The 23,065-nt window shown below is 68.9% G+C and carries 24 protein-coding genes; all 24 read right to left on the bottom strand.

Going from position 1 to position 23,065, the window contains the following annotated elements; all coding sequences use genetic code 11:
- Positions 1–9 precede the first annotated feature (9 nt).
- Positions 10–1,050, bottom strand: a complete 1,041-nt coding sequence (locus ACPYO6_RS01655) for a helix-turn-helix transcriptional regulator (protein WP_425713144.1) — start codon at positions 1,048–1,050, stop codon at positions 10–12.
- Positions 1,051–1,192: 142 nt separating this feature from the next.
- Entirely contained in the window at positions 1,193–2,329 is a 1,137-nt protein-coding gene (locus ACPYO6_RS01650; protein WP_425713143.1) for an alpha/beta hydrolase family protein, read from the bottom strand.
- 46 nt (positions 2,330–2,375) lie between these two features.
- Positions 2,376–3,569 carry an NAD(P)/FAD-dependent oxidoreductase gene (locus ACPYO6_RS01645; protein WP_425713142.1) on the bottom strand — a complete coding sequence of 398 codons (1,194 nt, stop codon included), beginning with the start codon at positions 3,567–3,569 and terminating at the stop codon, positions 2,376–2,378.
- Between the two features lies 1 nt (position 3,570).
- Positions 3,571–3,774, bottom strand: coding sequence for a ferredoxin (locus tag ACPYO6_RS01640; RefSeq protein WP_425713141.1), 204 nt, complete (start codon positions 3,772–3,774; stop codon positions 3,571–3,573).
- Positions 3,775–3,818: 44 nt separating this feature from the next.
- Positions 3,819–5,018 carry an amidohydrolase family protein gene (locus tag ACPYO6_RS01635; protein WP_425713140.1) on the bottom strand — a complete coding sequence of 400 codons (1,200 nt, stop codon included), beginning with the start codon at positions 5,016–5,018 and terminating at the stop codon, positions 3,819–3,821.
- Entirely contained in the window at positions 5,015–5,593 is a 579-nt protein-coding gene (locus ACPYO6_RS01630) for an amino acid synthesis family protein (protein WP_425713139.1), read from the bottom strand. The genes ACPYO6_RS01635 and ACPYO6_RS01630 overlap by 4 nt, the downstream gene beginning before the upstream one ends.
- A 191-nt stretch (positions 5,594–5,784) precedes the next feature.
- Positions 5,785–7,335: an o-succinylbenzoate--CoA ligase gene (menE, locus tag ACPYO6_RS01625; protein WP_425713138.1), complete on the bottom strand. Its 1,551-nt coding sequence runs from the start codon at positions 7,333–7,335 to the stop codon at positions 5,785–5,787.
- 18 nt (positions 7,336–7,353) lie between these two features.
- Positions 7,354–8,271, bottom strand: coding sequence for a 3-hydroxyacyl-CoA dehydrogenase NAD-binding domain-containing protein (locus ACPYO6_RS01620; protein WP_425713137.1), 918 nt, complete (start codon positions 8,269–8,271; stop codon positions 7,354–7,356).
- A complete protein-coding gene (locus tag ACPYO6_RS01615; protein WP_425713136.1) occupies positions 8,268–9,059 on the bottom strand; it encodes a crotonase/enoyl-CoA hydratase family protein in 792 nt (263 codons plus the stop codon). The genes ACPYO6_RS01620 and ACPYO6_RS01615 overlap by 4 nt, the downstream gene beginning before the upstream one ends.
- A gap of 21 nt (positions 9,060–9,080) precedes the next feature.
- Complete coding sequence (locus ACPYO6_RS01610) at positions 9,081–10,373, bottom strand: TRAP transporter large permease (RefSeq protein ID WP_425713135.1); 1,293 nt, start codon at positions 10,371–10,373, stop codon at positions 9,081–9,083.
- Positions 10,374–10,425: 52 nt separating this feature from the next.
- A complete protein-coding gene (locus tag ACPYO6_RS01605) occupies positions 10,426–10,932 on the bottom strand; it encodes a TRAP transporter small permease (protein WP_425713134.1) in 507 nt (168 codons plus the stop codon).
- A 5-nt stretch (positions 10,933–10,937) separates the two neighbouring features.
- Complete coding sequence (locus ACPYO6_RS01600) at positions 10,938–12,002, bottom strand: TRAP transporter substrate-binding protein (protein WP_425713133.1); 1,065 nt, start codon at positions 12,000–12,002, stop codon at positions 10,938–10,940.
- Between the two features lie 51 nt (positions 12,003–12,053).
- The gene (locus ACPYO6_RS01595; protein ID WP_425713132.1) at positions 12,054–13,112 is read right to left on the bottom strand and encodes a TRAP transporter substrate-binding protein; all 1,059 of its coding nucleotides are present in this window, start codon (positions 13,110–13,112) and stop codon (positions 12,054–12,056) included.
- Positions 13,113–13,259: 147 nt separating this feature from the next.
- Entirely contained in the window at positions 13,260–14,144 is an 885-nt protein-coding gene (locus tag ACPYO6_RS01590) for an amidohydrolase family protein (protein ID WP_425713131.1), read from the bottom strand.
- 84 nt (positions 14,145–14,228) lie between these two features.
- The gene (locus ACPYO6_RS01585) at positions 14,229–15,899 is read right to left on the bottom strand and encodes a thiamine pyrophosphate-binding protein (protein WP_425713130.1); all 1,671 of its coding nucleotides are present in this window, start codon (positions 15,897–15,899) and stop codon (positions 14,229–14,231) included.
- Between the two features lie 2 nt (positions 15,900–15,901).
- Complete coding sequence (locus ACPYO6_RS01580; RefSeq protein ID WP_425713129.1) at positions 15,902–16,681, bottom strand: SDR family NAD(P)-dependent oxidoreductase; 780 nt, start codon at positions 16,679–16,681, stop codon at positions 15,902–15,904.
- The gene (locus ACPYO6_RS01575; RefSeq protein ID WP_425713128.1) at positions 16,678–16,956 is read right to left on the bottom strand and encodes a hypothetical protein; all 279 of its coding nucleotides are present in this window, start codon (positions 16,954–16,956) and stop codon (positions 16,678–16,680) included. Before ACPYO6_RS01575 ends, ACPYO6_RS01580 begins: the two co-directional genes overlap by 4 nt.
- A 13-nt stretch (positions 16,957–16,969) precedes the next feature.
- On the bottom strand, positions 16,970–17,470 hold the full coding sequence (locus ACPYO6_RS01570) for an aromatic-ring-hydroxylating dioxygenase subunit beta (RefSeq protein ID WP_425713127.1): 501 nt from the start codon (positions 17,468–17,470) through the stop codon (positions 16,970–16,972).
- 29 nt (positions 17,471–17,499) lie between these two features.
- Positions 17,500–18,831 (bottom strand): aromatic ring-hydroxylating oxygenase subunit alpha, encoded by a 1,332-nt coding sequence (locus ACPYO6_RS01565; RefSeq protein WP_425713126.1) that lies wholly within the window; start codon positions 18,829–18,831, stop codon positions 17,500–17,502.
- Positions 18,832–18,839: 8 nt separating this feature from the next.
- Positions 18,840–19,880, bottom strand: a complete 1,041-nt coding sequence (locus ACPYO6_RS01560; RefSeq protein WP_425713125.1) for a dihydrodipicolinate synthase family protein — start codon at positions 19,878–19,880, stop codon at positions 18,840–18,842.
- A 64-nt stretch (positions 19,881–19,944) separates the two neighbouring features.
- Entirely contained in the window at positions 19,945–20,793 is an 849-nt protein-coding gene (locus ACPYO6_RS01555) for a hypothetical protein (protein WP_425713124.1), read from the bottom strand.
- Positions 20,790–21,047 carry a hypothetical protein gene (locus ACPYO6_RS01550; RefSeq protein WP_425713123.1) on the bottom strand — a complete coding sequence of 86 codons (258 nt, stop codon included), beginning with the start codon at positions 21,045–21,047 and terminating at the stop codon, positions 20,790–20,792. The genes ACPYO6_RS01555 and ACPYO6_RS01550 overlap by 4 nt, the downstream gene beginning before the upstream one ends.
- Before the next feature lie 144 nt (positions 21,048–21,191).
- Positions 21,192–22,433 (bottom strand): MFS transporter, encoded by a 1,242-nt coding sequence (locus ACPYO6_RS01545; RefSeq protein ID WP_425713122.1) that lies wholly within the window; start codon positions 22,431–22,433, stop codon positions 21,192–21,194.
- Positions 22,430–22,882, bottom strand: coding sequence for a universal stress protein (locus ACPYO6_RS01540; RefSeq protein WP_425713121.1), 453 nt, complete (start codon positions 22,880–22,882; stop codon positions 22,430–22,432). Before ACPYO6_RS01540 ends, ACPYO6_RS01545 begins: the two co-directional genes overlap by 4 nt.
- Positions 22,883–23,065 lie beyond the last annotated feature (183 nt).

Genomic DNA, 23,065 nt, shown 5'->3' with positions numbered 1-23,065 from the left:
AAGGCCGACTCACACGCGGTCGTGACCGCGCGATGCCCAGATCAGGTGCACGAGCTCGGCCCGGCTGTGCACACCGGTCTTGGCGAAGATCCGCTTGATGTGCTGCTTGACCGTGTTCTGGCTGACGAACGCGATGTCGGCGATCTCCTTGGTCGTCATGCCCTTGCTGACGTACTCGGCGATCTCCTGCTCACGAGGGGAGAGCACCTCCCACGCGGGGAGCGCGCAGTCCTCCTCGTCGGGCGCCTCGAAGACGACGGCGATGATGGCGTCGTAGGTCGGCGCGATCGAGCACTTGATGATGAGGCGCTCCCCCGAGGCGTCGTCGCGCACGTTCGCCGTGAGTGCGCGCCGCCCTTCCGCGACGAAGTCGGCGACGACCGAGTCGATGAGCCCGTGCGCCGACTCCGGGAACCGGACCTCCAGGTTGCGCGAGGCGAACACGCGCTCACCGCTCGTGGCGTCGGCGACGACGACCATCTGGGAGAGGTGATCGAGCGCTCCGCCGAGAAGTGCGGCCCGGTCGCCGGCCTGCTCGAAGCGCCGCGCCCGTTCGAGCGCGAGGCTGAGGTGCTCGCTGACGAACCTGGCGGTCGTGAGGTCGACCAGCGTGAACGGTTCGGCGTCGGTCGCGCGGGCGAAGTTCACGGTTCCGGCGACCTCGCCGGCAATGAGGATCGGTGCCTCGAGGGAGTGCGCCAGGTTCTCCCGCAGCAGCACGGCACGGGCGCCGGACTCGAGCCATCTCTGTTCGCGCACGACGTTCGTCGAGTCCGCGGGCAGCACGTTGTCGGTGACGGCGTCGAGAACGGGATCGTCGTTGCGACCCTCGGCCTCGTACGCGGCCATGAACTCGTCGCTGAGGTTGGAGGCGAAGAGCGCAGGCACGCCGGGACTGGCGAACCGGTACATCCCGATCCCGTCCGCGGGGATGATGAGACTGACCGCCTCGTGATACGCACGACGGACCTCGTCCACGCTCACGGCGCTCTGGATCGCACGTACGTACTCGAACCGGCTCTCGAGCTGCCTGTTCTCACCTGTGACCATCAGTCCGTCCACCCCTTCGTCAGACCCCCTCGCCGGTCACCGGCTGCCTCGTCCTCGCGTCGCCGTCGACGCCTGGTGGTACCGCCCGCCGGGCGGCACCGGGTGATCGTGCCCGATGCCGCCCCGGTCGCGCATCGGCCGATCAGATCCGGTCGGCCATCCAGTCCGTCAGCCGGGACGCCGCAACCGCGAGGTGGTCGTAGTTGCAGTGCAGCGAGCCCGCGCCGTCGTAGATGTCGAAGGTGACGTCCTCGACGGTCAGTGCGTCGACGAACTTCTTCGCGCCCTCGATGTCCATGATGATGTCCTTCGTCCCGTGCATGACGTAGACCGGGACGTCGATCTTCTCGGCCACGCCGTCGAGCGTGAACTTCGCCAGCTTCTCGCGCGCCTCGGCATCGTCCTTCGAACCCGAGAGCCACTGCAGCTGCTCGTGGAGCGGGGGGTAGTACTCGTAGAAGTCCGTGAGGATGCTCCACGTGCCGCACCAGGCCGCCACGGCCTTGACCCGCGGCTCGAACGCGGCGGCGCGCGGCGCGTAGTAGCCGCCGAAGCTCACCCCGGCCAGACCGATGCGGTCCTTGTCGACGTCGTCCCGCTGCTCGAGGAAGTCGAGGATCGCCGCGACCGGGACCTCGTAGTCAGGTCGGCTGTAGAGCTCCTTGAAGCGCAGCGACGAGCCGCGGCCCGGGGTGTCGACCATGACGACGTTCATCCCGCGGGCGGGGAACTCCGTCCCGCCGAGGAAGTACAGCTCCTCGGCCCACGAATCGGCACCACCGAGGAAGAGCACGGTGGGACGCTTGGCACCCGAGTTGTCGGGACGCACGATGTAGCCGTCCATGGTGATGCCCTCGAAGGGCACGTGGATGCGCTCGATGAGTCCGTCGGTGAGCTCGGCGGCACGCTGGAAGTTCTTGGTCCCCTCCGTGTAGGCCTCGGTACGCCGCGGGTCGGACGAGTTGAGGAAGAACTCGCTGTGGCGCCAGTAGCTCATCGAACGGAAGAGTGCGCGCCGGCCGGTGGCGATGTGCCCCTCGGCGATGGCCTTCTCCCCCGCCGCCGCGGTGGCCTTGGCGGTGTTGCTCCACTCCTGCTGCCACAGCTCGGGGTCGGTCGAGTCGCCGATGCGCGCGGCGGTGCGGGCGCACTCGAACAGGTCGGATCCGCCTACCGCGACCTGTGCAAGCAGACGCATGGTCTGCAGGGACCAGTCCTCGTCCTGCGGGAACAGCTCGATGACGGACAGGGAGTCGTCCTGGGTCGGCGTCTCGGTCATAACTTCTCCTTGGGTGGTGTCGGACTGCTTGGTCAGGTTCGGTCGATCAGCGCACGGCCGAGATCGCGGCGGGTGCGATCTCCTGCCACGGCACCTGGTCGCGGATGGCCGTGCGGTACTTGACGAGCTGGCGGGGTGCGTTGACCGCCACGGCGCCACGGATGACGCCGTCCCGCCCGTACAGGGCGGTCAGGCGCGTGTCGGTCGCGTCCTCGACGACGACGTCGGTGGCAGCGATACCGGTCCCGACGAAGCGCATCTTGGCGGTGAACTGGTCGGACCAGAAGTAGGGGACGCTGCTGTACGCCTCGCTGGTACCGAGCAGCGTGTGCGCGGCGTGCCGGCCCTGCTCCACGGCGTTGGTCCAGTGCTCGACACGCATCTCCTCGTCGAAGAGCGGGTTGTACCAGCGGGCGATGTCACCGGCTGCGACCACACCGGGGACACCGGTCGACAGGTCGGCACCGGTGAGCACGCCGTTGGCGACACTCAGACCAGAGCCCTCGAGCCACTCGACGTTCGGTGTAGCCCCGATCCCGCCCACGACGATGTCCGCATCGAGCACGTCGCCCGTGCTGAGCTCAGCACGCACGCCGCCCCTGGTCGCCTCGAACCGCTCGACCGAGCACGTGCACACGATGTCGATGCCGTTGCGCGTATGAAGGTCGCGGAACCACGCACCGACCTCGTCCCCCAGCGCGCGGGCCAGCGGTGCTCGACCGACCTCGATGACGGACACGTCGACGCCCATCTGGCGGGCGGTCGCAGCGATCTCAAGGCCGATGAAACCGGCACCGACGAGCAGGAGGCGCTTGCCCGGACGCAGCTTCTCACGCAGCTCCGCCGCATCACCGATGTCGCGCACGACGTGTGCGTCCGGCAGCCCGGAGACGACGGGCAGCCGGCGGGCCCGCGACCCGGTCGCGAGCACGAGGCCCTCGTAGGGCACCTCGGTTCCGTCGGCGAGGTGGACGACGGTGTTCGTGACGTCGAGGCCGGCCGCCGCGGCCCCGAGCCGCACGTCGATCGCGTGGTCCTCGTACCACTGCGGCGAGCGCAGGTAGAGCTTCTCGACGTCGACGCCGCTCGAGAGTGCTTCCTTCGACAGCGGCGGGCGGTCGTAGGGCAGGTGCTGCTCCGCCGAGATGATGGTGATCTCTCCGTCGAAGTCGCGCTCGCGCAGGGCTTCGGCGGCGTGCACGGCGGCGAGCGACCCACCGACGACGACGACCCGTCTCATCTCAGTCTTCCTCGAGCGCGATGGCGCGCGCCGGGCAGCCACGCACCGCGTTCTCCGCGAGTGCACGATCGCTGTCCGGGACGTCCTCCTTGAGGAGGATCGCCTTCTCCGCCTCGTCGTCGAAGTCGAAGTAGCCCGGTCCCTCGATCAGGCAGTTGGCATAGCCCTGGCAGAGGTCGAGGTCGAGCGTGAGCTTGAGTGCCATGAGTAGTCGTCTCCTTCGTGATCCGGGCGGGTGCCCGGCGGTGCTCAGTGGCCGGAGGACGCCAGGTGCGCGAGCGCCGGCGTCGGCGTGACGGAACGAGCGGATGCGGGTGTGTTGCGGGAGCGCAGGGCGCGCACCTCTCCCCCGGTGACGACGGCGGCGATGCCGGGGATGTCACCGGTGGCCAGGGCGCCGTGCGCGTCTCCGGCGAGCGAGCCCCAGGGGGCGTCCATCAGGACGAGGTCGGCCGTACGGCCCACCTGGAGGAAGCCGGCCGGCAGGTCCCACGTGCGGGCGTTGTTGCCTGAGGCGGCGGCCCACAGCACGGCGGGATCGACGTCGGTCCACGAGGACAGCTCGGCGACCGTCTTGATGACACCGAGCGGCATGACGCCGGTCCCGGTGGGCGTGTCGGAACCGATGACGATCCGGGCCAGCATGCCCTTCGCGGCGGCCCGCTCGAGGATGCGCACCGAGGAGCGGAAGTTGCCGGCCTGGACCAGCTGGAGAGCCATGTCGGTCTCGTCCATGATCCGGTCGACCCCCGCGGGGTCCAGCGCGGTCGGCCCACCGTTGATGTGGCCGCAGATGTCCGGGGACAGGGCGAGCAGGTGGTCCGGGGTGATCGGCTGGCTCCCCGGGATCGACGCACCACCGGAGTGGCACATGACGCGGATGCCGTGCTGCTGCGCCCAGCGCACCTGGTCGGCGCCGTCGGCGGGGTCCTCGTAGAGGCCGAACCCGAACTTGGCGAGGTTGACCCCGGCCTCCTGCAGGTCGGCGAAGTCCTGCTCGGTGAGCGTGGGCTCGAGGACGACGGCGCCGGCGTGCACGGTCATGCCGCCGGGGCTGAAGTTCCGGAAGGTCGAGCGCGCCGCGATGGCGAGCGCCTTGACGCCGATCGCGTCGTGCGGTCGGCCCGGCGCGTGGATCTCGCCCGGCGACACCACGGACGTGATGCCGCCGTGGACGTAGCTGGCGAGGAAGTCGACCGTCTTCTGCCGTGGCGTGTAGTCGCCGAGCACGACGTGGCAGTGCGAGTCGATGAGGCCGGGGGCGAGCGTCATCCCGTCGGCGTCGAGGACCTGGTCGGCGGACTCGACCTCTGCGGCGAGCGACGCACGGGTCCCGAGGGCCGTGATCGTGCCGTCGGTGGCGATCAGCGTGTCGATCCCGTCGAGGACCGGAGAGTCGATGTCCCCGGAGAAGACGGCTCCCGCGCCGACGACAGCCAGGCTGGTCACGCCGTCGCCCCCTTCTCCTTCGCCTCGGCGAGCGACATGCCGCCGACGCGGGCGTTGATCCGGCCACGGTTGGTGACGGCGCCGATGATGAGCAGCTCGTCGGGACGGGGCGCGTCCGGGACGCGGACCTCGGTCGCGTCGTAGTGGCTGCGCACCCAGACGTCGTCCTTGAAGGCGGTCGGCACGTCGATCGTGTCGCCGGCCAGCCCGACCTTGGTCACCGAGGTGATCCACGCCTTCCCGCCGCCGATGGCGTCGCGGAACGCGTTGCCGTAGACGGAGGTCAGTGCCGCGTTCACGTGCTCCTGCTCGCCGTTGATGCCGGCGATCCCCGCCTTGCCGTAGCTCTCGACCGGCGCGCCGAGGAGTTTCGCCGCCTCGGTCCCCAGTAGCGTGCCGAGCTCGGCGGAGGCGTCGATGATCGGCTGGAGGTCCTCGATGAAGCCCTTCCCGGCGTAGGGGTTGGCCACGACGGCGGCGACGACGACCTTGCGCAGCGGCTCACCGTCGTCGGTCGCGCCGGCAGCGGTGTAGGTCACGTCGACCTGTGAGAAGAGCTTGCGGATCTCGAGCACGTGGTCCTCCGGTGGAGTAGTGGTGGCGGTGCGGGCGATCGGCCCGGCGACGGTGGATCGGACGATGGTCGGAACGCCGTCGCTACGCTGGTACGGCTCCTGTGATGCGTTCGATGCTAGGTCGGCGACGAGAAGCGGCCCATTACCCAGCCGGGTCAATTCGGCCCGTTCCGCACCGCCGGATCACCCGCTCAGGACCCGGTGCGGCCGGAACCGGCGGTGCCCGCGGCGCGCTCGCGCAGGTCCTTCTTGACGACCTTGCCGGACGCGTTCCGCGGCAGACGATCGAGCACCTCGTACGTTCTCGGCACCTTGTAGGCGGCAAGCCTGTCCCGCAGGTAATCCTTGAGCTGCTCACCGTCGACGCTCCCGCCGTCGACGAGCACGACGTACGCGTGCCCGACCTCCCCCCAGCGTTCGTCGGGAACGCCGACGACGGCGCAGTCGGCAACGGCGGGATGGCGGAACAGAGCATCCTCCACCTCGGCCGGGTAGATGTTCTCGCCGCCCGAGATGATCATGTTCTTCAGCCTGTCGACGATGTAGACGAACCCTTCCTCGTCCTGGATCGCCACGTCGCCGGATCGCAGCCAGCCGTCGGCGTCGACCGTCTCGGCGGAGGCTTCCGGCATCTCCCAGTACCCCCGCATGACGTTGGGACCGGAGAGGATGACCTCGCCCTTCTCGCCCTGACGTACGTCGTTGCCGAGCGGATCGACGATGCGGAGGTCGCTGAAGAAGCAGGGCGTCCCCGCGGAGCCGACCTTCTCGAGCGCCCGGTCCGCACGCAGGAAGGTCGCGTTGGGCGAGGACTCGGTCATCCCGTACCCCTGGAGGAAGGTCAGGCCCCTGTCGGCGTAGGTCTCGATGAGCGCGCGCGGCAGGGGCGCCGATCCGCACGGGAGCGTGCGCAACGACGAGAAGTCGGCGCCCGCCCAGCGGTGAGACTGCGCGAGAACCTGGAACATCGTCGGCACGCCGAGGAACATCGTCACTCGGTGGCGCTCGATGAGGTCGACGGCGAGATCGACCTCCCACGAGCGCATCATCACGGTGGTACCGCCCTTGAGGACGGTGGTGAGGAAGCAGTTGTTCATCCCCGCGGTGTGGAACAACGGGGCGACGAGCAGGCTGATCTCATCGGTACGGATGTCGATGTCGATCATCATGTTGATCGAGTTCCACGTGATGTTGCCGTGCGTCATCATCACGCCCTTGGGGTGTCCGGTGGTCCCCGATGTGTACTGGATCATGGCGACGTCCTCGAGCGTGACGGGTTCGTCGATCGGGGTCTCGGCACCTCCCGCGAGGACCTCCTCGAACTGCTCTGCACCATCGACCGGCAGGTCCCCGACGGCGATCCGGTGCTCGATCGGCAGGTCGTCGTCGAGGGCGGCAACGGTCTCGCGCAGGTCGCCGTCGTGGATGATTACCTGGGCCCGCGAGTCGGACAGGACGTAGGAGTGCTCGGAGGGGGCCAGGCGGACGTTGAGCGGGACGATGACGGCCCCGAGCATCGTCACCGCGAAGAACGTCTCGGCGAGCGCCGGGTGGTTCGGACCGAGGTAGGCGACACGGTCTCCGTGGCGGACACCCCTGGCACGCAACGCATGAGCGAGCCGCACGCTGCGCCGGTGGAGCTCGCGGTAGCTGAGCTCGGCACCCTCGAAGAGGATGGCGGTCTTGTCCGGGGTGGCTCGAACCTGGCGGGCGGGCCACGAGCCCACTCCTGCGTCGCGCATGGTGCTGCCCTCTCGTTGCTAGCTCTCGGACTGGATCCGCAGGAGCTGCACGAGCAGCTCCTCGCGGCGTCGGCGGACTGCTTCCGCACCGTCCGCCACGACGGCGGCGGCTTCCTCCTCGACACGGGCGCGCAGCTCGTCGTCGAGTGTCGGCGTGGTCTGGTCGGCCCAGATGGCCTCCATGGTCGGACCCATGCGGTCGTGGATGTCGGCCAGTCCCCCCTCGCCGCCGGAGAGATGCAGGTTGACGAACGGGCCGTACTGGGCCCAGCGAAGGCCGGGTCCGGCACTGATCGCCGTGTCGACGTCGGCCACCGAGACGGCACCGGTGGCGACCAGCGAGTAGGCCTCGCGCCACAGGGCACCCTGGAGGCGGTTGGCGACGTGGCCGACCAGCTCGGCCCGCACGTGGATGGGCCGCTTGCCCAGCGCGGTGTAGGCATCGAGCGCACGCCGCACGTCGGCGGTGCTCGACGCCTCTCCTCCCACGACCTCGACGAGAGGCACGATGTGCGGCGGGTCGAACGGGTGCCCGACCACGACGCGCCCCGGGCGGTGGTCGCAGTGCGCCTGCAGGTCCGTCGGCCGCAGTGCGGAGGAGCTCGAGGCGATGACCACCTCGGCTGCCGCAGCTGCGTCGGCGTGACTCAGCACCTCCTGCTTGAGGTCGAGATGCTCCGGCAGGTTCTCCTGGACGAGCATGACGCCGTCGACGGCCTCGGTGAGGTCGCCGACCACGGAGAGCGTGCCCCGATCTCGGTCGGGCGCGAGCCGGCAGGCCGCGTCCCAGCGCTTCCCGACCCCGGCCCTCAGCCGCTCCTCGGCATCGTCTGCGACGTCGTACGCCAGGACGTCGTACCCGCGGGCCAGGAAGTGCGTGGTCCAGCTCGCGCCGATGAACCCCGTCCCGACGACGCCGACGGAACCGGCACTCACGCGTCCTCCTCGCCGCCACCCGCGGGGCGCACCCGCTCGGACCGACCGGACAGGAAGTCGCCCAGCCTCGACCGAGCCTCGGTGTCCTGCTGCGCGACGGCCACCATGAGCGACTCGGTCACCAGCGCCGCCTCCTGGCCGGCGTCGTGCATCCGCGGCAACATCTGGGTGAGCGCGAAGTTCGTCATCCGCGCGTTGCCGGCGATCCGCTCAGCGATCTTGATGGCCTTCTCGGTCGCCTGCCCCTCGCCGACGAGGTACTGGACGATGCCGGCCCGTTCCCCCTCCTCCGCAGTGAGAACGCGGCCGGTGAGCATCATGTCCGTCATCAGGGCTGTGCCCATGAGCCGCGGAAGACGGGCTGTTCCTCCGCCACCGACGTAGATCCCCCGGGCCCCTTCGGGGAGAGCGAAGTAGGTCGACGTGTCGGCCACCCGGACGTGCGTGGCTGCGGCGACCTCGAAGCCCCCACCGATGACGGCGCCGTGCAGCGCACTGACGACAGGCACCGCCCCGAACTGCACCTGGTCCATCAACCGGTGCCAACGCCTCGAGTGGGTCAGTGCCCCGACGGCGTCGGTCTCATGGAGCTCGTTGAGATCGAGACCAGCACTGAAGTGCGGACCGTTGGCCGCGAGGACGACGCACCCGATGTCGTCCGGCGCACCTCCCACCGCGTCGGCGATCGCCGAGGCAGTGGTCTGGTCGAGCGCGTTGCGCTTGGCGGGTCGGTCGATCGTCAGGACGAGCACGCGTCCGTGCTGCTCCCGGTGCAGAGTCTCGGCCATGGCGTCGTACCTCCTCAGGTCTCAGCTGACGGAGAACAGGATGATCTCGGGGAACACGAAGAAGAGCGCGATCATCAGCCCGAAGGGGATGAGGAAGGGGAACGTCCCACGGAAGACGGTGACGACGTCCAGCGTCTTGTCGAGCCCAGCCGTGATGAACACGTTGACGCCCACCGGTGGTGTGATCGCCCCGATCGTGGTCACCAGCGTGAGGACGATCGTCACCCACACGATGTCGTATCCCAGGCCGGTCATCACTGGGAACAGCAGCGGGATGCTGATGACGAGGAAACCGAGGGCGTCCATGAGGGCACCGCCGAGCAGGTAGATGCCGATGACGATGATGGCGACCACCGTCGGGGCGACGGGGAGGGCCGAGACCCACTCTGCGAGCTCGAACGGCACACGGCTCAGGGCGAGGAAGCGACCGAACACGATGGCGCTGGCGACCAGCAGGATGACCATCGCCGAGATGCGGAGCGTCTCGATCACGCACTGCCAGAACAGCTTGAGCGACATCGTGCGCGTGACCAGGCTGATGACGATCGCACCGAAAGCACCGACGGCTGCGGCCTCGGTCGGAGTGAAGAAGCCGGCGAACATTCCGACGATCGCGACGGTGAACAGGATGCCCACCTCGATGGCGCCGCCGAGGGACCGGAAGCGCTCGCCCCACGTCGCCCTGGGGCCGGCCGGGCCCATCTCCGGCTTGAGCGCCGCGATCACGAAGACGGTGATGAGCAGCGCGAGCCCCGTCAGCAACCCCGGCAGCAGCGTGGCTCCGAACAGGGTGGTGATGGACTGCTCGGACTGCACCGCGATGATGATGAGCGCGGTCGACGGTGGGATGACGATGCCGAGCGTGCCGCCGACGGCAACTGCCGCCCCGGCGAGCCGCGGGTCGTAGTCGTACTTCTTCATCTCCGGCAGCGCGACGGAGCCCATCGTCGCGGTCGCCGCAGAGTTCGACCCGGACACGGCGGAGAACGCGATGCTCGCGAGCACCGTCGTCGCAGCGACTCCCCCCTTGAAGTGGCCGACCCACTTGTACGCCGCATCGAACAGCTTCGAGCTCATCCCGGTCCGGAAGATGATCTGCCCCATGAGGATGAAGAGGGGGACCACGGCCATCGTGTAGGACGAGAACTGCCGGTACAGATCCGAGGCAAGGAGCTGGAGCGCCGCGTCCTGGCCGCTGAGCGTCACGGAACCGAAGAATCCGACGGCGAGCATGGCGAAGGCGACCGGGAGCCTGAGGAAGAGGATCCCGAGCAGGATGACGATGCCGAGAACGGCGATGACCGTGGGACTCACGAGTGGTCTCCTTGGGGAGGTACGGGGTGGGACGCGGGACCTGGCCCGCGGTTCACCAGATGTCCAGCTCGGGGCTGCGGTCGCGCCAGGCGCGAACGACGCGCCCGAGGTCGCCGAGCAGCGCGAGGACGAGCCCGCCGAAGCCGACGACGAGGATCCAGACGATCGCGCCGATCGGGAGCTTGAGGAAGTCGGTCGACGCGCCCGAGGCGGTCATGTTCGAGGAGTAGATGGTCAGGGCGAGCACGACCTGGACCATCAGCGCGATCGAGGCAACCGTCACGATCGCTCCGACGACGAGCTGCACCTTCTTGGGCAGCCGCACGGTGACGATGTCGATGGCGACGTGGGCCTTGTAGACCTGGGCCTCGCCCAGGGCCAGTGCACCGACGATGATCGAGCACAACGAGACGAGCTCGAACGTTCCCGCGAGCGGCTGGCCGAAGAGTCGGAGCACGTAGTTGCCGATGATGACGGCAAGCATCGCGACCACCCCGAGGCCGGCGCCCCAGGCGAGGACACGACTGACCCGCTCGGTGAGGAGGACGAAGGCGTTCATCGCGGTCAGCCCTCTCCGTGCTCGGCCGCGTGCTCGTCGGCCAGCTCGCGCATACGGTCGAGGACCTCCTGGGCGTCGAAGTCCGCGCCCTCGTTGGCTGCCACCCAGTCGTCGGCCAGCCCGCTCATGATCTCGTCCCACTCGGCGGCCTCGGCCTCGTCCACGTCGACGAACTCGACGCCGTGCTCCTCCTCGGCGAACGTCAGCGACTCGGCGACGTTGTCCCCGTCGTGAAGCTCGGACGCAAAGACGCTCATCTCCTCGCGCAGCTCGAGGATGGTGTCCTGGACGTCCTGAGGCAGGGCGTCGAAAGCCTCACGGTCCATGACGGCGACGAAGCTGTTGGACACGCCGAACGGGTAGTCGGTGACGTAGCTGACCATCTCAGCGAGCGAGAAGTCGCGCATGACCTCGCGCGAGGAGATGTACCCGTCGACCACACCGGTCTGCAGGTTCTCGGCGACGTCGGCCATCGACAGCCCGACCGGGTTGGCCCCGAACGCCTCGAGGGTGGGCACGGCCGCACCGGAGCTGCGCAGGCTCACCCCTTCGAAGTCGGCCGCGGTGGTGATCGGGTTCTCGGACTGGATGTAGGCCGGCTCCGTGGTGAAGGCGGTGATGATGACGTAGTCCTCGAACTCCGCGGGCTCGTACTCGAGAAGGAGATCGAGGAAGGTCGCGCTGGCGACCTGGGCGTTCTCCATGCCGATCGGCTGGTTGATGACCGAGGAGAATGCGAACCGTTCCGTGTCGTAGGCGGGAGAGTCCAGCCCGACGTCGACGACGCCCTGACTGACGCCGTCGTAGATGTCTCCGGCGCTGAGGAGGGTGCCACCGGGGAAGGTCTCGACAATGACCTGACCGTCGGTGCGCTCGTTCATCTGGGTCGCCCACTCCTCCATCTGGATCGAGGGGAACGACGCGGCGGGGGCGAAGAAGGCGTACGACAGCGTGATCGCCTCGTCCTCGCCGCCTGCGGCATCGCCGCCCCCGCCGCTACCGGTGCAGGCGGCGAGGACCAGAGCGGTGGCGCTGACGGCAAGGGTGGCGCTCAGGGTCTTGCGCTTCATGATGTGCTCCTTCGGGACGTCGAGGGACGTGACGGATGGTGGGAGGTCGAACTACTGCTGCGCGCTGTGCTCGGCCACGAGCTCGAGCGCTCGGTCGAGGACCGCCTGGGCGTCGAAGTCGGCACCCGCGTGGGCCTCGACCCATTCCTGCTGCACCTGGCTCGTGATCTCGTCGAAGGCGGCCGCGTCCTCCTCGGTGGGTTCGATGAACTGCACGTCGTACTCGGTCTCGGCGTGCTCGATCGCGCCGGCGACGCTCTCGTCGTCCTGGTAGGCGGCCGCGAACTGGGACATCTCGGCGCTGAGCTCGTCGATGACCGCCTGGTCCTGATCGGACAGCGCGTCGAAGTCCTCCTGATCCATGACGGCGACGAAGGTGCCGGCCAGGCCGAAGGGGTACTCGATGACGGTCGAGATCGACTCGGCGAGCCCGAAGTCACGGAGCACGTCTCGCGAGGAGATGTAACCGTCGACGACGTTGGTCTGGAGCGCCTCGGCGACCTCCGGGATGGGCATACCGACCGGGACGTAGCCCAGTGCCTCGGCGAGCGGGACCGTCGCCCCGGACACCCGCATCTCGGCGCCGGCCATGTCGGTGTACGACTCGATGGTCGACACGGACTGGATGAAGGACGGCTCGGCGGTGAAGGCGGTGACGACGTGGTAGCCGTCGAACTCGGTCGGCTCGAACTCCTCGATCAGGTCGTAGTAGACGGCGCTGCCGACCCGACCGTCGGGGATCCCGAGCGGGACGGTGAGGACGGAGCTGAGCGGGAAGCGCGAGGCGTCGTTGTGCGGGGAGTCGAGCCCCACGTCGACGACGCCCTCGGTGACACCGTCGTAGATGTCACCGGCGCCGAGCAGCGTGCCGCCCGGGAACGTCTCGACCTCGACACGGCCCTCGGTCCGCTCCTCGACGAGGGTGGCCCACTCCTCCATCTGCTGGCCCGCGTGCGAGCCCGCCGGACCGAAGAAGGCGTACTGGAGGGTGGTGACCCCTCCCTCGCCACCGGACCCCTCGTTCCCGCCGCCGCTACCGGTGCAGGCGCCAAGAGCTCCGGAGCCGAGCATGGCTACGGCGATCACTGTCGTTCGACGGCGAACGTTCATGCGGTGCTCCTCAGGTGGACAGCCCCGACCTCGTTGTGGGGTGCAGTTGAAGGTAGTTCGGTAAGCCAGTGGCGAATGTGCCCCGACCGGGTACTTTCTCTCGTCAAAGGTCCAACGGGACATGATTGGCCGGCACGGGCGGAGTCATCAGTCCGTGCCGAGCTCGAGACCGAGCAGCCGCGCGGCATTGCGCCGCACGATCTTGTCGAAGACGTCCTCGGGCAGTTCGTACGCCGCAAACTCGTCGAACCACCGGTCCGGGGTGATCGCCGGGTAGTCCGAGCCGAACAGGACCTTGTCCTGAAGCTGTGTGCGGGCGTACCGGACGAGCTGCGGGGGGAAGTACTTCGGCGCCCAGCCCGAGAGGTCGATGTAGACGTTGGGCTTGTGGAGGGCGACCGCGATCGCCTCGTCCTGCCACGGGAAGGAGGGGTGTGCGATGACGATGTCAAGATCCGGGTGGTCGACCGCGACGTCGTCGAGTCTCATGGGGTCGGAGTACTTCAGCCGGATCCCTCCCCCGCCCCGCTGACCACGGCCCACCGCGGTCTGCCCCGAGTGGACGATGATCGGTACGCCGAGCTCGGTGATTGTCTCGTACAGCGGGTAGAACTGGCGATCGTCGGGGTAGAAGCCCTGCTGGCTCGGGTGCAGCTTGACACCGCGGCAGCCGAGCTCACGCACGTGCCGCTCGACATCCCGCAGAGCCTCGACCCCTCGGTGCGGGTCGACCGAGGTGAACGGTATGACGACGTCGTCCAGACCGTGCTCCACCACGGCGAGCGCGATCTCCTCCGCAGACACTCCGGGGGGCTGCCCGGAACGGGTGCGGTCGTCGACGGTGAAGGCGACGAGGGCGAGGTTGCGCTGCCGGTAGTACTCGGCCATCTCCAGGAGGTCGAGGAACCTCCCGCCTCGGAAGGTCGCAGCGATCGCCTCCTCCGCGGGGTTGAGCCGGGTGTCCTCCTGCCCGATCGATCGCATGACGTGCGTGTGGATGTCGATGCCACGGACGTCTCGTCGAATGGTCACGGTGAGTTGCTCCTCGTCGTCGCGGGTGGGAGGTGCCGGTGCGTCGACCGCATGGGGTGCGGCCGGCTCCGTCGGCACCGGATCTCAGTGCCCGAGGAAGTCCTGTTCCGCCCATGGGCCGACGACGTCGGGATCGATGCGCAGGTCGAGGACGTAGGCGCCGTTCGGTTCGCCGCACCAGGAACGGAAGTCGGCGAGATCATCGGTGCCGCGCACCACGGAGCTGCGCAGGCCGAGCGTGGCAGCGACGGAGGCGAAGTCCGTCTCGGGGAACTGGACGAGGTCGAGGCCGGACCCGAGTCGGCGGAAGTGATGGACCTCGGCGCCGTAGGCCGCGTCGTTGTAGATGATGACGGCGACGGGGTGGTCGAGCCGCGACAAGGTCTCGAGCTCGGGAAGAGACATGAGCAGTCCGCCATCGCCTGCCGCGAGCACCGTGAGCCGGTCGGTGCGGGCGACGGCGGCACCGATCGCCGCACCGATCCCGAGTCCGATCGACTGGAAGCCCGCGCTGGAGAAGACGAAGCCGGCCGGGTCGGGGACTCCGATGCACCGGACCGGCCACCCGATGAAGTGCCCACCGTCGACGACCAGCGTGCGCGCGGCGGGCAGGATCTCGTCCAGTGCGCAGGTGATGTCCCCCGGATGACAGCGCCGGTCGGTCGCACGGTCCCCTGCGCCTGCGGTCTCGTCGGCATCGACCTCGCGCTCCTGAAGCCCGCGGGGTTCTGGCTCCACGACGGTCGCCGCTGCTCCCTCCGCGCGCAGAGTCTCGAGCAGCGCCGACACGGTCTCGCGGACGTCGCCGAGCACCTCGAGGTCGACGTGGTCGTTGAGCGACAGCGACACGGGGTCGTCGTCGACCTGGACGACGGTGGGAGCGTGGTCGAAGATCGTGTCCCCGCGCGTGGTCCATGTGGTGAGGGACGCGCCGAGCGCAAGGATGAGGTCGGCGCTCTCGAGCGCCTCGACGGCGGGCTGGTCCGAGAAGCCTCCTGCGATGCCGACGTCCCGGGCGTGACCGGCGAACATGCCCTTCGCGAGCGCGGTCGTCGCCAGTGCCGCGCCGATGGCTTCGGCGAGATCGGTGATCTGCTCTGTCCCGCCGGACTGCCACGCGCCGCGGCCGGCGACGATGACCGGTCGGGACGCGGCGCGCACGGCGCGGGCCAGCGCGTCGAGAGAGTCTGCTGCCGGGACCGTGCGCGGCAGCGGTGCGACGGGAGCCGAGGGCGGCAGGGGGCCCACGATCACCTCGCCCTGGACGTCGAGGGGCATGTCGAGCACGACCGGCCGCCGCTCGACCAGGGCGCGACGGTAGGCGCGGCGAACGTCCTGGGCGACGGTGGCGGCTCCGTAGATGCGCTCGGCGACCCCACCTGCGGCCTCGACGAGCCGCGCCTGGTCGATGTAGAAGTTCGACCGGGTCGCGCCGGCCGACGTGGCACCGGCGATGACGACGAGTGCCGACCGTGCCTTGGCGGCATCGGCAAGGGCCGTCAGCGTGTTGGTCAGTCCAGGACCCTGGTGGACGGTGCACACCGCGATCGCGCCGCTCGTGCGCCAGTAGGCGTCGGCCGCGCCGGTGGCGGCCGACTCGTGACGGGTGCCGACGAAGCTCGCTCCGGCACGGACGAGCGCCTCGGTCGCCTCGAAGTTGCCGCTGCCGACCACGCCGAAGACGTGTGAGACGCCGAGCTCGGCGAGCGTCTGGCCGACGACCTCGGACACCAGTGTCCTGCCGTGTGCACTCATGGTCAGTGTCTCCGTCCACCGTCGGTGTTGATGACGATCCCCGTGACGATGCCGGACTGCGCGGCATCGGCGAGGTAGGAATAGGCGCCGGCGTGGTCCGCCGGCGTGGGCGTGCGCCCCAGCAGCGTGCCGGCGGCGATCCGCGCGTCGCGGCTCGCGTCCTGGTCGGCCGTCGACGTCTGGTCGAGGGTCGATAGCCCGCCGAACCTCGTGCCGCCGGTGCCGCCCGGGGCGACGCCGTTGACGCGGACCTCGGGGGCAAGATCCGCGGCGAGGTGGGCGACGACGCCGCGCAGCGCCCACTTCGAGCTGCCGTACAGCACGCCGCCACCGACGGGGTGGAACGCGGACTCCGACAACGTGAGGGTGACGGAACCCCTGCGTGCCCTCAGCGCCGGGTAGGCGGCGTTGACCGCGAGCAGCGTCGTCAGGACGTTGAGGCGCCAGATCTCGACGGCGGCCTGCTCCAGCGCGGCAGCGTCCAGCTCACGGATCGAGGCGTACTGGTCGAACACTCCGACGCAGCAGGTGAGGTGGTCGAGACCGCCGTCCACGCCGGCTTCGTCCACGGCGCGAGAGACGGTGTCCGCGTCCGCCGCGTCACCCACCACGACGCGTACCGCGTCACCGTGGTCCTGCCGCAGCCTCGCGGCGTTGGACTCGGACCGCTCGAGCACGGTGACCCGCGCACCGTCGGCCACGAATCGGTCGGTCACCCCACGACCGATCCCGGACCCGCCGCCCGTCACGAGGACAGCGGGTCCGGTCGCGGTCTGTGTCATGCTCCCGGGTTCCGGGCCAGCAGCGACGTGATGAACTCCGGTTCCTGGTAGCTCAGGCAGTCCAGTGCCACCGCGTCGTAGCGGACGGCGGTGCCACGCTTGGGCGACCAGATCTCGAGCCGCATGCCGTTGCGGGTCTCGACCTTGCGAACCACCACGTCGGCGAACTCGTTGGCGATGATGATCGGACCGTCGTTCCCGCCGTCGCGCGGATACTCGAGCATCTCCCCGGTCTCGGGGTTCTCGGCGTCGGGCGTGCCCTGGTTCTCGCTCATGTCTCTCCTCCCCTCAGATGAAGATCGAGAGGTTGTGTGCGTTGATGACCGACTGGTCGATGACTGCCCAGCGCCGGGAGATCTCGAACGTGTCCCCGGTGCGCCGCACCGTGTCGGTGCGTGCGACCGAGTACAGGTTCGGGTCGGGGCTGTCCCCCCGGCTCCGGTAGATGAGGCAGTTCGACCGCACCAGGTACTCGCCGTCGACCTCCCCCGGGTCGACGACGATGCCCGTCACGTAGTGCCGGGTCCGAGACGGCGGCTGCTCGGCCCAGGCGAAGTCCGTCTCGAGGCGCTCGACACGGATCGTCAGGGTCTGCTTGTCGTCGTCGAAGATCCGCGCAGTCGGCGAGACCTCCCACTCCGCCAGCCCCTCCCGGGTCACCCGGAGGGGCACCTCGTACCGGATGTCCTCGGCGAGGTACTCCAGCCAGTCCCGGTACCGCCGCTCGTCGAGTGCCAGGGCCTCACGGTTGAGGAAGTCCTGGATCGCGAACACGGTGTCGGGCCCCACGCGTGTCCTGCCAGCTTCGACATCTGCGTTCACCTGGACCACGCCCGTCCGGTCAGGTAGTCCGACCACCGACTCCACAAGTTCCTGAAGTTGGTGTCGTTGACGTAGGGCGTGACGACATGGCCGGGTCCCGCGAACTCCGGGTCAGGCTCCGACTCCATCCCCATGATGTAGGGGAACTCCACGTTCCGCTGCCGCAGGATGGACGACTTCGCCGACCGGGTGACCCGCGCCCAGTTCTCGAGGTCGTCCTGCTCGAACGTGCCTGCCTGGGCGAAGGCCAGGGTGTAGCACCGGTATGCCTCGTCCTTGTACGCCTGGGGCGCGTCCTTGGGGACGAGGCACCACGAGTACATCTCGGTCCTGCCCGGACCGATGGGGTGGTAGAGCCGCATCGTCGTGAACCTGACCCCGGCCTCGCCGGGGATGAGGCTGAACGGCTGCATGAGGAAGGAGAGGTTGGGGAAGATCGTCCCTACCCCGGTGCGCACCTGGGAGAAGACCTCGATCTGCTCGTCGGTCCACGCGTTCTTCATGCTCTCCACGACCTCGTCGGGGAAGCCGGCGAAGGGCGGGAAGTTCGGCGAGTGGCCGAGCCCGATCCCGTGTCCCTTGCCAGGGATGCTGGCCGCCCACCCCTGCGAGTGGGTGGCACCCGAGGACGGAAAGTACCCAAGGTTGAAGCCGAACTGGTGGGCCACGGGCGTGTGGTAGCCGTCGCCCGCGAAGTTCTCGGCCGCGATCTTCCAGTCGGTCTCGGTGATCCAGTGGTCCGGCGGACCGTGCACCTCGCTGCCTGCGACCCCTTGCTTGAGGAAGAAGTCGAGGTAGAAGGTGAAGTCACCGAGGTAGTCCTCGAGCGGCTCGACGTCGGGGTCGAGGCATCCGAAGATCAGGCCCGCGTACGTCTCGATACGCACGGGGAGCAGCCCCCACTCCTTGCGCTTGAGCCGACCCTCGTACCCCTCCTTCATGTAGGGCACGCCGATGAGCTGACCGGAGTTCTTGTACACCCAGCCGTGGTACGAGCACCGGAAGTGGGACGCATTGCCCATCTCCGACTTGCACATCATGTTGCCGCGGTGCCGGCACATGTTGAAGCTCGCGTGGATCTCGCCCTTCTCGTCCCGCGCCACGATGATGTTGTTGTTCCCGATGTAGCGCGTGACGTAGTCACCGTTCTTCGGGATCTCGGTCTCGTGCGCGAGGAAGCACCACGACTTGGCGAAGACTCTGTCCTGCTCCAGGTCGAAGATCTGCTGGTCGTTGTACACGTAGGACGGCAGTCGTCCTTCGGGGACCCCGGTGCGGATCTGCTCCAGGACCTCCTCGATGTCCGTGCCGACCGAATCCGTCGTCATGTCATCACCTACTTGGTGGGCTGCTTGGTCAGCGGCACGCCCAGGCGCTCCTCGATCTCCTTGCCGATCTGGAGGTAGCGCTTGACGTGCTCCTGGGTGGTGCGGACGTGCTCCTCGGGGACGAAGTCGTCCGTGTAGGGCACGCGGCTCTCGCCGACGTTCATGTAGCCCGCACCGTTGACGCGGATCTTCTCGAGCTGGATGTTGTACTTCGCGAACTCGAAGAAGTCCTGTCCGACGATGAACGGCTCGTGCGCCCAGCGCAGCCGCTCGGTCAGCCAGCGGGCATCCTCCGTGCGGCCCTGCTGGAGGGCGTCGCGCAGGGCAAGGACCGGGCCGGGGCCCATGGCGGTCGTGGAGGACCAGGCGATGCCGACGAGGTCCTCGCCGTACATCTCCCAGGCCGGGAACCAGTCGGTCTCGATCGGCATGAGCGGGAAGCTCGTCCCCGTGTGCGCCATGTCGTTGTGGTAGCGGAAGCCGACCGAGGCGCCGCCGGCGTACTTCACCGCCACGACCTGGGGGAGCTCGACGAGCGTCTTGTAGACGGGGCGGGGGATGATGCCGCCGAACGCCGCCGTGTTGTCGTAGACGACCACGGCGAGCTCGGGGACCGCCTCGGTGACGTCGCGGTAGAACTTCTCCATCACGGGGCCGACCATGTTGCCCCACATCGGGCGACCGAGGAGGGTCCCGGTGGCGCCGATCTCGGCGAGGTACTTCATGCGCGAGACGGTCTCGCGGGTGCTCAGCGTGGTGGCGCCGACGAAGATCGGCACGTTGTCGTTCTCGGCCTTCGCGGTCTCGACGACGGCCTGCGCGAACGTCTTCCACTCGTCGAGGGTCAGCGTCGCCATCTCTCCGAGCGTGCCGTTGGTGGCGATCGCGTCGACGCCGTCCCTGATGAGGTTCTGGATCATCCGCTGCGTCTCGTCGACGTCGACCGTGTCGACGGCGTCCACGGCGGACGCCCCGGGCAGTGCGGGCGTCGGGGGGTAGGCCATGACTCCACGGAGGTCGGCGCCAGTCACCTTGGGAAGCTTGCTCACATGTACTCCTTGGTCGTGCGCGGGGTGCGCGGGGTGGTGCGTGCTGTCAGGTCGGATGCCCGGGTCAGACCCGGGCGGCAGCCACGGAGGTGCCGGTGAGCCACTCGGGGATCGGCTCGTAGGCCAGGACGTCGAACGGCGCGCCGCCGACGGCGCCGGCGGCGACGATCCAGGTGCGGATCTCGTGCGCGCCGTTGCCGGCCGCGTCGATGTCCTCGGGCGAATAGGACTTGAGCTGCTCCGGGTCGCCGGACTCGATGCGCTCGATGAAGTCGCGGTCGAACTCCTCGTTGACGGTGCCGGACTCCGGCAGGCCGACCCAGTGGGAGAGTCCGCCCGTGCCGACGACGACGACCGTCTGCACCTCGCTCTGCGCCTCGACGGCGGCCTTGATCATCTCGCCGAAGTGGTAGCTGCGGCGGGCGGTCGGCCACGGCGGGTTGACGCCGTTGACGATGATCGGCACGAGCGGGTACTTCGACTCGGGGTCGATGAGCTTGAAGGGCACGCAGAAGTTCTCGTCGAACGCGAGCCCGCCCTCGACGAGCGCCGGGTCGAAGTCGGCCTTGAGGGCGAACTCGTAGATGTGGCGGCCCAGCTTGCCGTTGCCCGGGTACTCGTGCTGCTCGACATTGAGGAACTCGCCCATCTCCTTGGTCACCGGGCCGAGGTAGGAGTCGGCGGTCGCGATCGCGAAGGCAGGCAGGTTGGCGAAGCTGAAGTTGGTGAAGTGCTCGACGGAGACCGCGACGATCGCGTCGGGGTTGATCTCGTCGATACGCCGGCGGACCTCGTCGTAGGCCGCGTAGACCTTCTCCTTCTTGGTCTGGTCCGGGCGCTCGGGCCAGCCGGTGATGCCGGGTGAGTGCGAGGCCGTGAACGCCCCGGCGATGCGTCCGTTGTTCGACGTCATGACAGCTCCTTCTCGCCCCGGATCTGGGCGTAGTAGTCGGCGCGGTCCACCTGGAGCTGGATCGCGCAGAAGTAGATGAGGTAGGGGTTGTAGCCGAGCTCGTGCATCGCCTTGAAGTCGAGCTCCTTGAGAGCCCGACGGGGCTCGCCTTCGACCTCGTACTCGTCGAGGACCTCGTCGGCGTCCGCGAGGAATCGCTGGTTGACCGCGGGGACATTCCGGATGTCCCACAGCAGCTTGTGCATGCTGTACATCTGCCGCTCCCTCCTTGTTCTCCGTCGAACCGGGCATCGATCCGTTCGCTCCGCGTCGGGCTCCCGGCGTGCGACGGGGCCCCGGTGCGGGCGGTGGATCGGACTGCTCCTGCGAGGCTATGGCGCGTGCGGGATCCGCCACAGTTACCCGAACGGGTCCATTCCTTCTCGACGGGTCCGGTCCCGCTGGGCGGAGCGGGCGATCGTACGGTCGCGACCGACGAGCAGACCGACGAGCAGCTGGCCGGCGCCCAGTGCGCCCATCAGCCAGAGGATGTGGGTGCCGGGGCCCGCGACGTCCCGGATCACGCTCGCCAGCACGAGCACGACGGCGACACCGCTGTAGGCGACCGTCTGCGCCATCGAGGAGAGCCTGGCGGCCGCGTCGGGATCGGCGCTGCGCAGGCTGATGAGGCTGAGCGAGAGCACCATCGACCCGCCCGAGGACAGCCCGAGGATCCCGACCCACAGCAGGTCGGCCCCCGGTGCCACGACGAGGCCCACGAGCGGCAGCGGGACCAGCAGCGGAAGGAGCACGGCGACGAACCGCTGGTCGCCCCCGACGTTCATGAGTCGGGGCACGGCGACGTTGGCCGCGATGGACACGAGCATGAGCCACGAGACCTGCCAACCGGCACGAGCCTCGGAGAATCCGAGGTCCACGGTCACGCTCGGCAGCCAGTTGATCGTCAGGTAGAAGACGCCGGACTGCAACAGGAAGTAGCCCGCGACCTGCCAACCCACGGCGGTACGCCAGGGCGAGCGCGGCACGGAACCGCCCACCGATCTCTCGCGGATCACTCTCTCCACCGGCGTGCGCAACCGCGGCAGCCAGAACAGCAGGGCGGCGATCCCGGGGATGCCCCAGGCGCCGAGCGCCACCTGCCACGACCCGGTCTGCGCGTGGAGCGGGACGACCAGGCCGGCGGCGAGCGCCGCCACGATCGTCTGGACGGCCATGTAGGCGCCGGTGACGTCGGGGGCGCGGGACGGGAAGTACCGTTTGGTGACCACGGGGACCAGGACGTTGCCGACGGCGACCCCCGCGCTGAGCACGGTGGTACCGGCCAGCAGGGTCACGGCCGAGTCCGTCGCCGAGCGGAGGACCGCTCCCCCGACGATGAGGGCCAGCCCGAGCACCACCGTCCGTTCGACGCCGAGTCGGCCGGACATCGAGTGCACGAGCGGCGACACCACCGCGAAGCCGATCACAGGCAGAGCGGTGAGGATGCCGAGGACAGCAGGTCCGACGCCCGTCTCTTCCTCGAGCGTTCCCAGGATCGGGCCGACAGGCGTGACGAGTGCCCGAAGCGTCGCCGCGACCAGGAGGATCCCGATGAAGGCGCCGAGCAGGCCGGTCGGTGACGGCCGACCTCCGTCCGTCACTCGGTCACGTCATCCACGTGGACGCCGAGGACCGCGCACGGGGCGTTCTGCATGATCTTCTGGGCGTTGGAGCCCATGAGGAGCTTGCCGACGAGCGAGCGCCGACGCAGCCCGAGCACGACGAGCCGGGCACCGCTCTCCCGTGCCACAGCCACGATGTCCTCGCCCGGATCGATCCCACGTTCCGGCAGTGAGGGATCGGTGCCGCGCACGGCCGGCTTGCCTGTGAACCTGCGCATCTCGTGCTCGATGCCGATCGTATCGAGGTGGTCGGTGATCACCTTGCGCTCGGCGGCCAGTGCGTCCTGCTCGTCCTGGTCGAACTGGCTGTCGATGGTGTCCGTGTACACGGTGATGAGCTTCCAGCCCCGCAGCTCGGCCTCGTGGGCTGCACGGCGAAGGGCGGCTCGCCCCACATCGGTAGGGACGTATCCGACGACGACGGTCATGGCGGGCTCCTTTGCCGTACGGCGGCGCGGTGGCCCCGCGCCGCCGTCAGTTGCGGATGGTGAGGTGTCGGCACCGTACGGCCGCTCACCGTGAGGACGTCAGTCCCCGAACAGGTACTGGTGGACGGAACGGAGATCGGGACGGCGTCGGGATCAGGACCGCCCACCGATCGGTGGCGCCAG

Source organism: Georgenia sp. Z1344 (assembly GCF_049856295.1).
Classification (GTDB): domain Bacteria; phylum Actinomycetota; class Actinomycetes; order Actinomycetales; family Actinomycetaceae; genus JB111.
The sequence above is the reverse complement of the archived record's forward strand: the minus strand, read 5'-3'. Positions and strand labels throughout refer to the sequence as shown.

Excerpts from the sequence above, each read along its gene's own strand:
- ACPYO6_RS01655 (WP_425713144.1), bottom strand. The coding sequence starts at position 1,050 with ATGGTCACAGGTGAGAACAGGCAGCTCGAGAGCCGGTTCGAGTACGTA.
- ACPYO6_RS01650 (WP_425713143.1), bottom strand. The coding sequence starts at position 2,329 with ATGACCGAGACGCCGACCCAGGACGACTCCCTGTCCGTCATCGAGCTG.
- ACPYO6_RS01645 (WP_425713142.1), bottom strand. The coding sequence starts at position 3,569 with ATGAGACGGGTCGTCGTCGTCGGTGGGTCGCTCGCCGCCGTGCACGCC.
- ACPYO6_RS01640 (WP_425713141.1), bottom strand. The coding sequence starts at position 3,774 with ATGGCACTCAAGCTCACGCTCGACCTCGACCTCTGCCAGGGCTATGCC.
- menE (WP_425713138.1), bottom strand. The coding sequence starts at position 7,335 with ATGCGCGACGCAGGAGTGGGCTCGTGGCCCGCCCGCCAGGTTCGAGCC.
- ACPYO6_RS01615 (WP_425713136.1), bottom strand. The coding sequence starts at position 9,059 with ATGGCCGAGACTCTGCACCGGGAGCAGCACGGACGCGTGCTCGTCCTG.
- ACPYO6_RS01605 (WP_425713134.1), bottom strand. The coding sequence starts at position 10,932 with ATGAACGCCTTCGTCCTCCTCACCGAGCGGGTCAGTCGTGTCCTCGCC.
- ACPYO6_RS01600 (WP_425713133.1), bottom strand. The coding sequence starts at position 12,002 with ATGAAGCGCAAGACCCTGAGCGCCACCCTTGCCGTCAGCGCCACCGCT.
- ACPYO6_RS01595 (WP_425713132.1), bottom strand. The coding sequence starts at position 13,112 with ATGAACGTTCGCCGTCGAACGACAGTGATCGCCGTAGCCATGCTCGGC.
- ACPYO6_RS01585 (WP_425713130.1), bottom strand. The coding sequence starts at position 15,899 with ATGAGTGCACACGGCAGGACACTGGTGTCCGAGGTCGTCGGCCAGACG.
- ACPYO6_RS01580 (WP_425713129.1), bottom strand. The coding sequence starts at position 16,681 with ATGACACAGACCGCGACCGGACCCGCTGTCCTCGTGACGGGCGGCGGG.
- ACPYO6_RS01575 (WP_425713128.1), bottom strand. The coding sequence starts at position 16,956 with ATGAGCGAGAACCAGGGCACGCCCGACGCCGAGAACCCCGAGACCGGG.
- ACPYO6_RS01565 (WP_425713126.1), bottom strand. The coding sequence starts at position 18,831 with ATGACGACGGATTCGGTCGGCACGGACATCGAGGAGGTCCTGGAGCAG.
- ACPYO6_RS01555 (WP_425713124.1), bottom strand. The coding sequence starts at position 20,793 with ATGACGTCGAACAACGGACGCATCGCCGGGGCGTTCACGGCCTCGCAC.
- ACPYO6_RS01550 (WP_425713123.1), bottom strand. The coding sequence starts at position 21,047 with ATGTACAGCATGCACAAGCTGCTGTGGGACATCCGGAATGTCCCCGCG.
- ACPYO6_RS01540 (WP_425713121.1), bottom strand. The coding sequence starts at position 22,882 with ATGACCGTCGTCGTCGGATACGTCCCTACCGATGTGGGGCGAGCCGCC.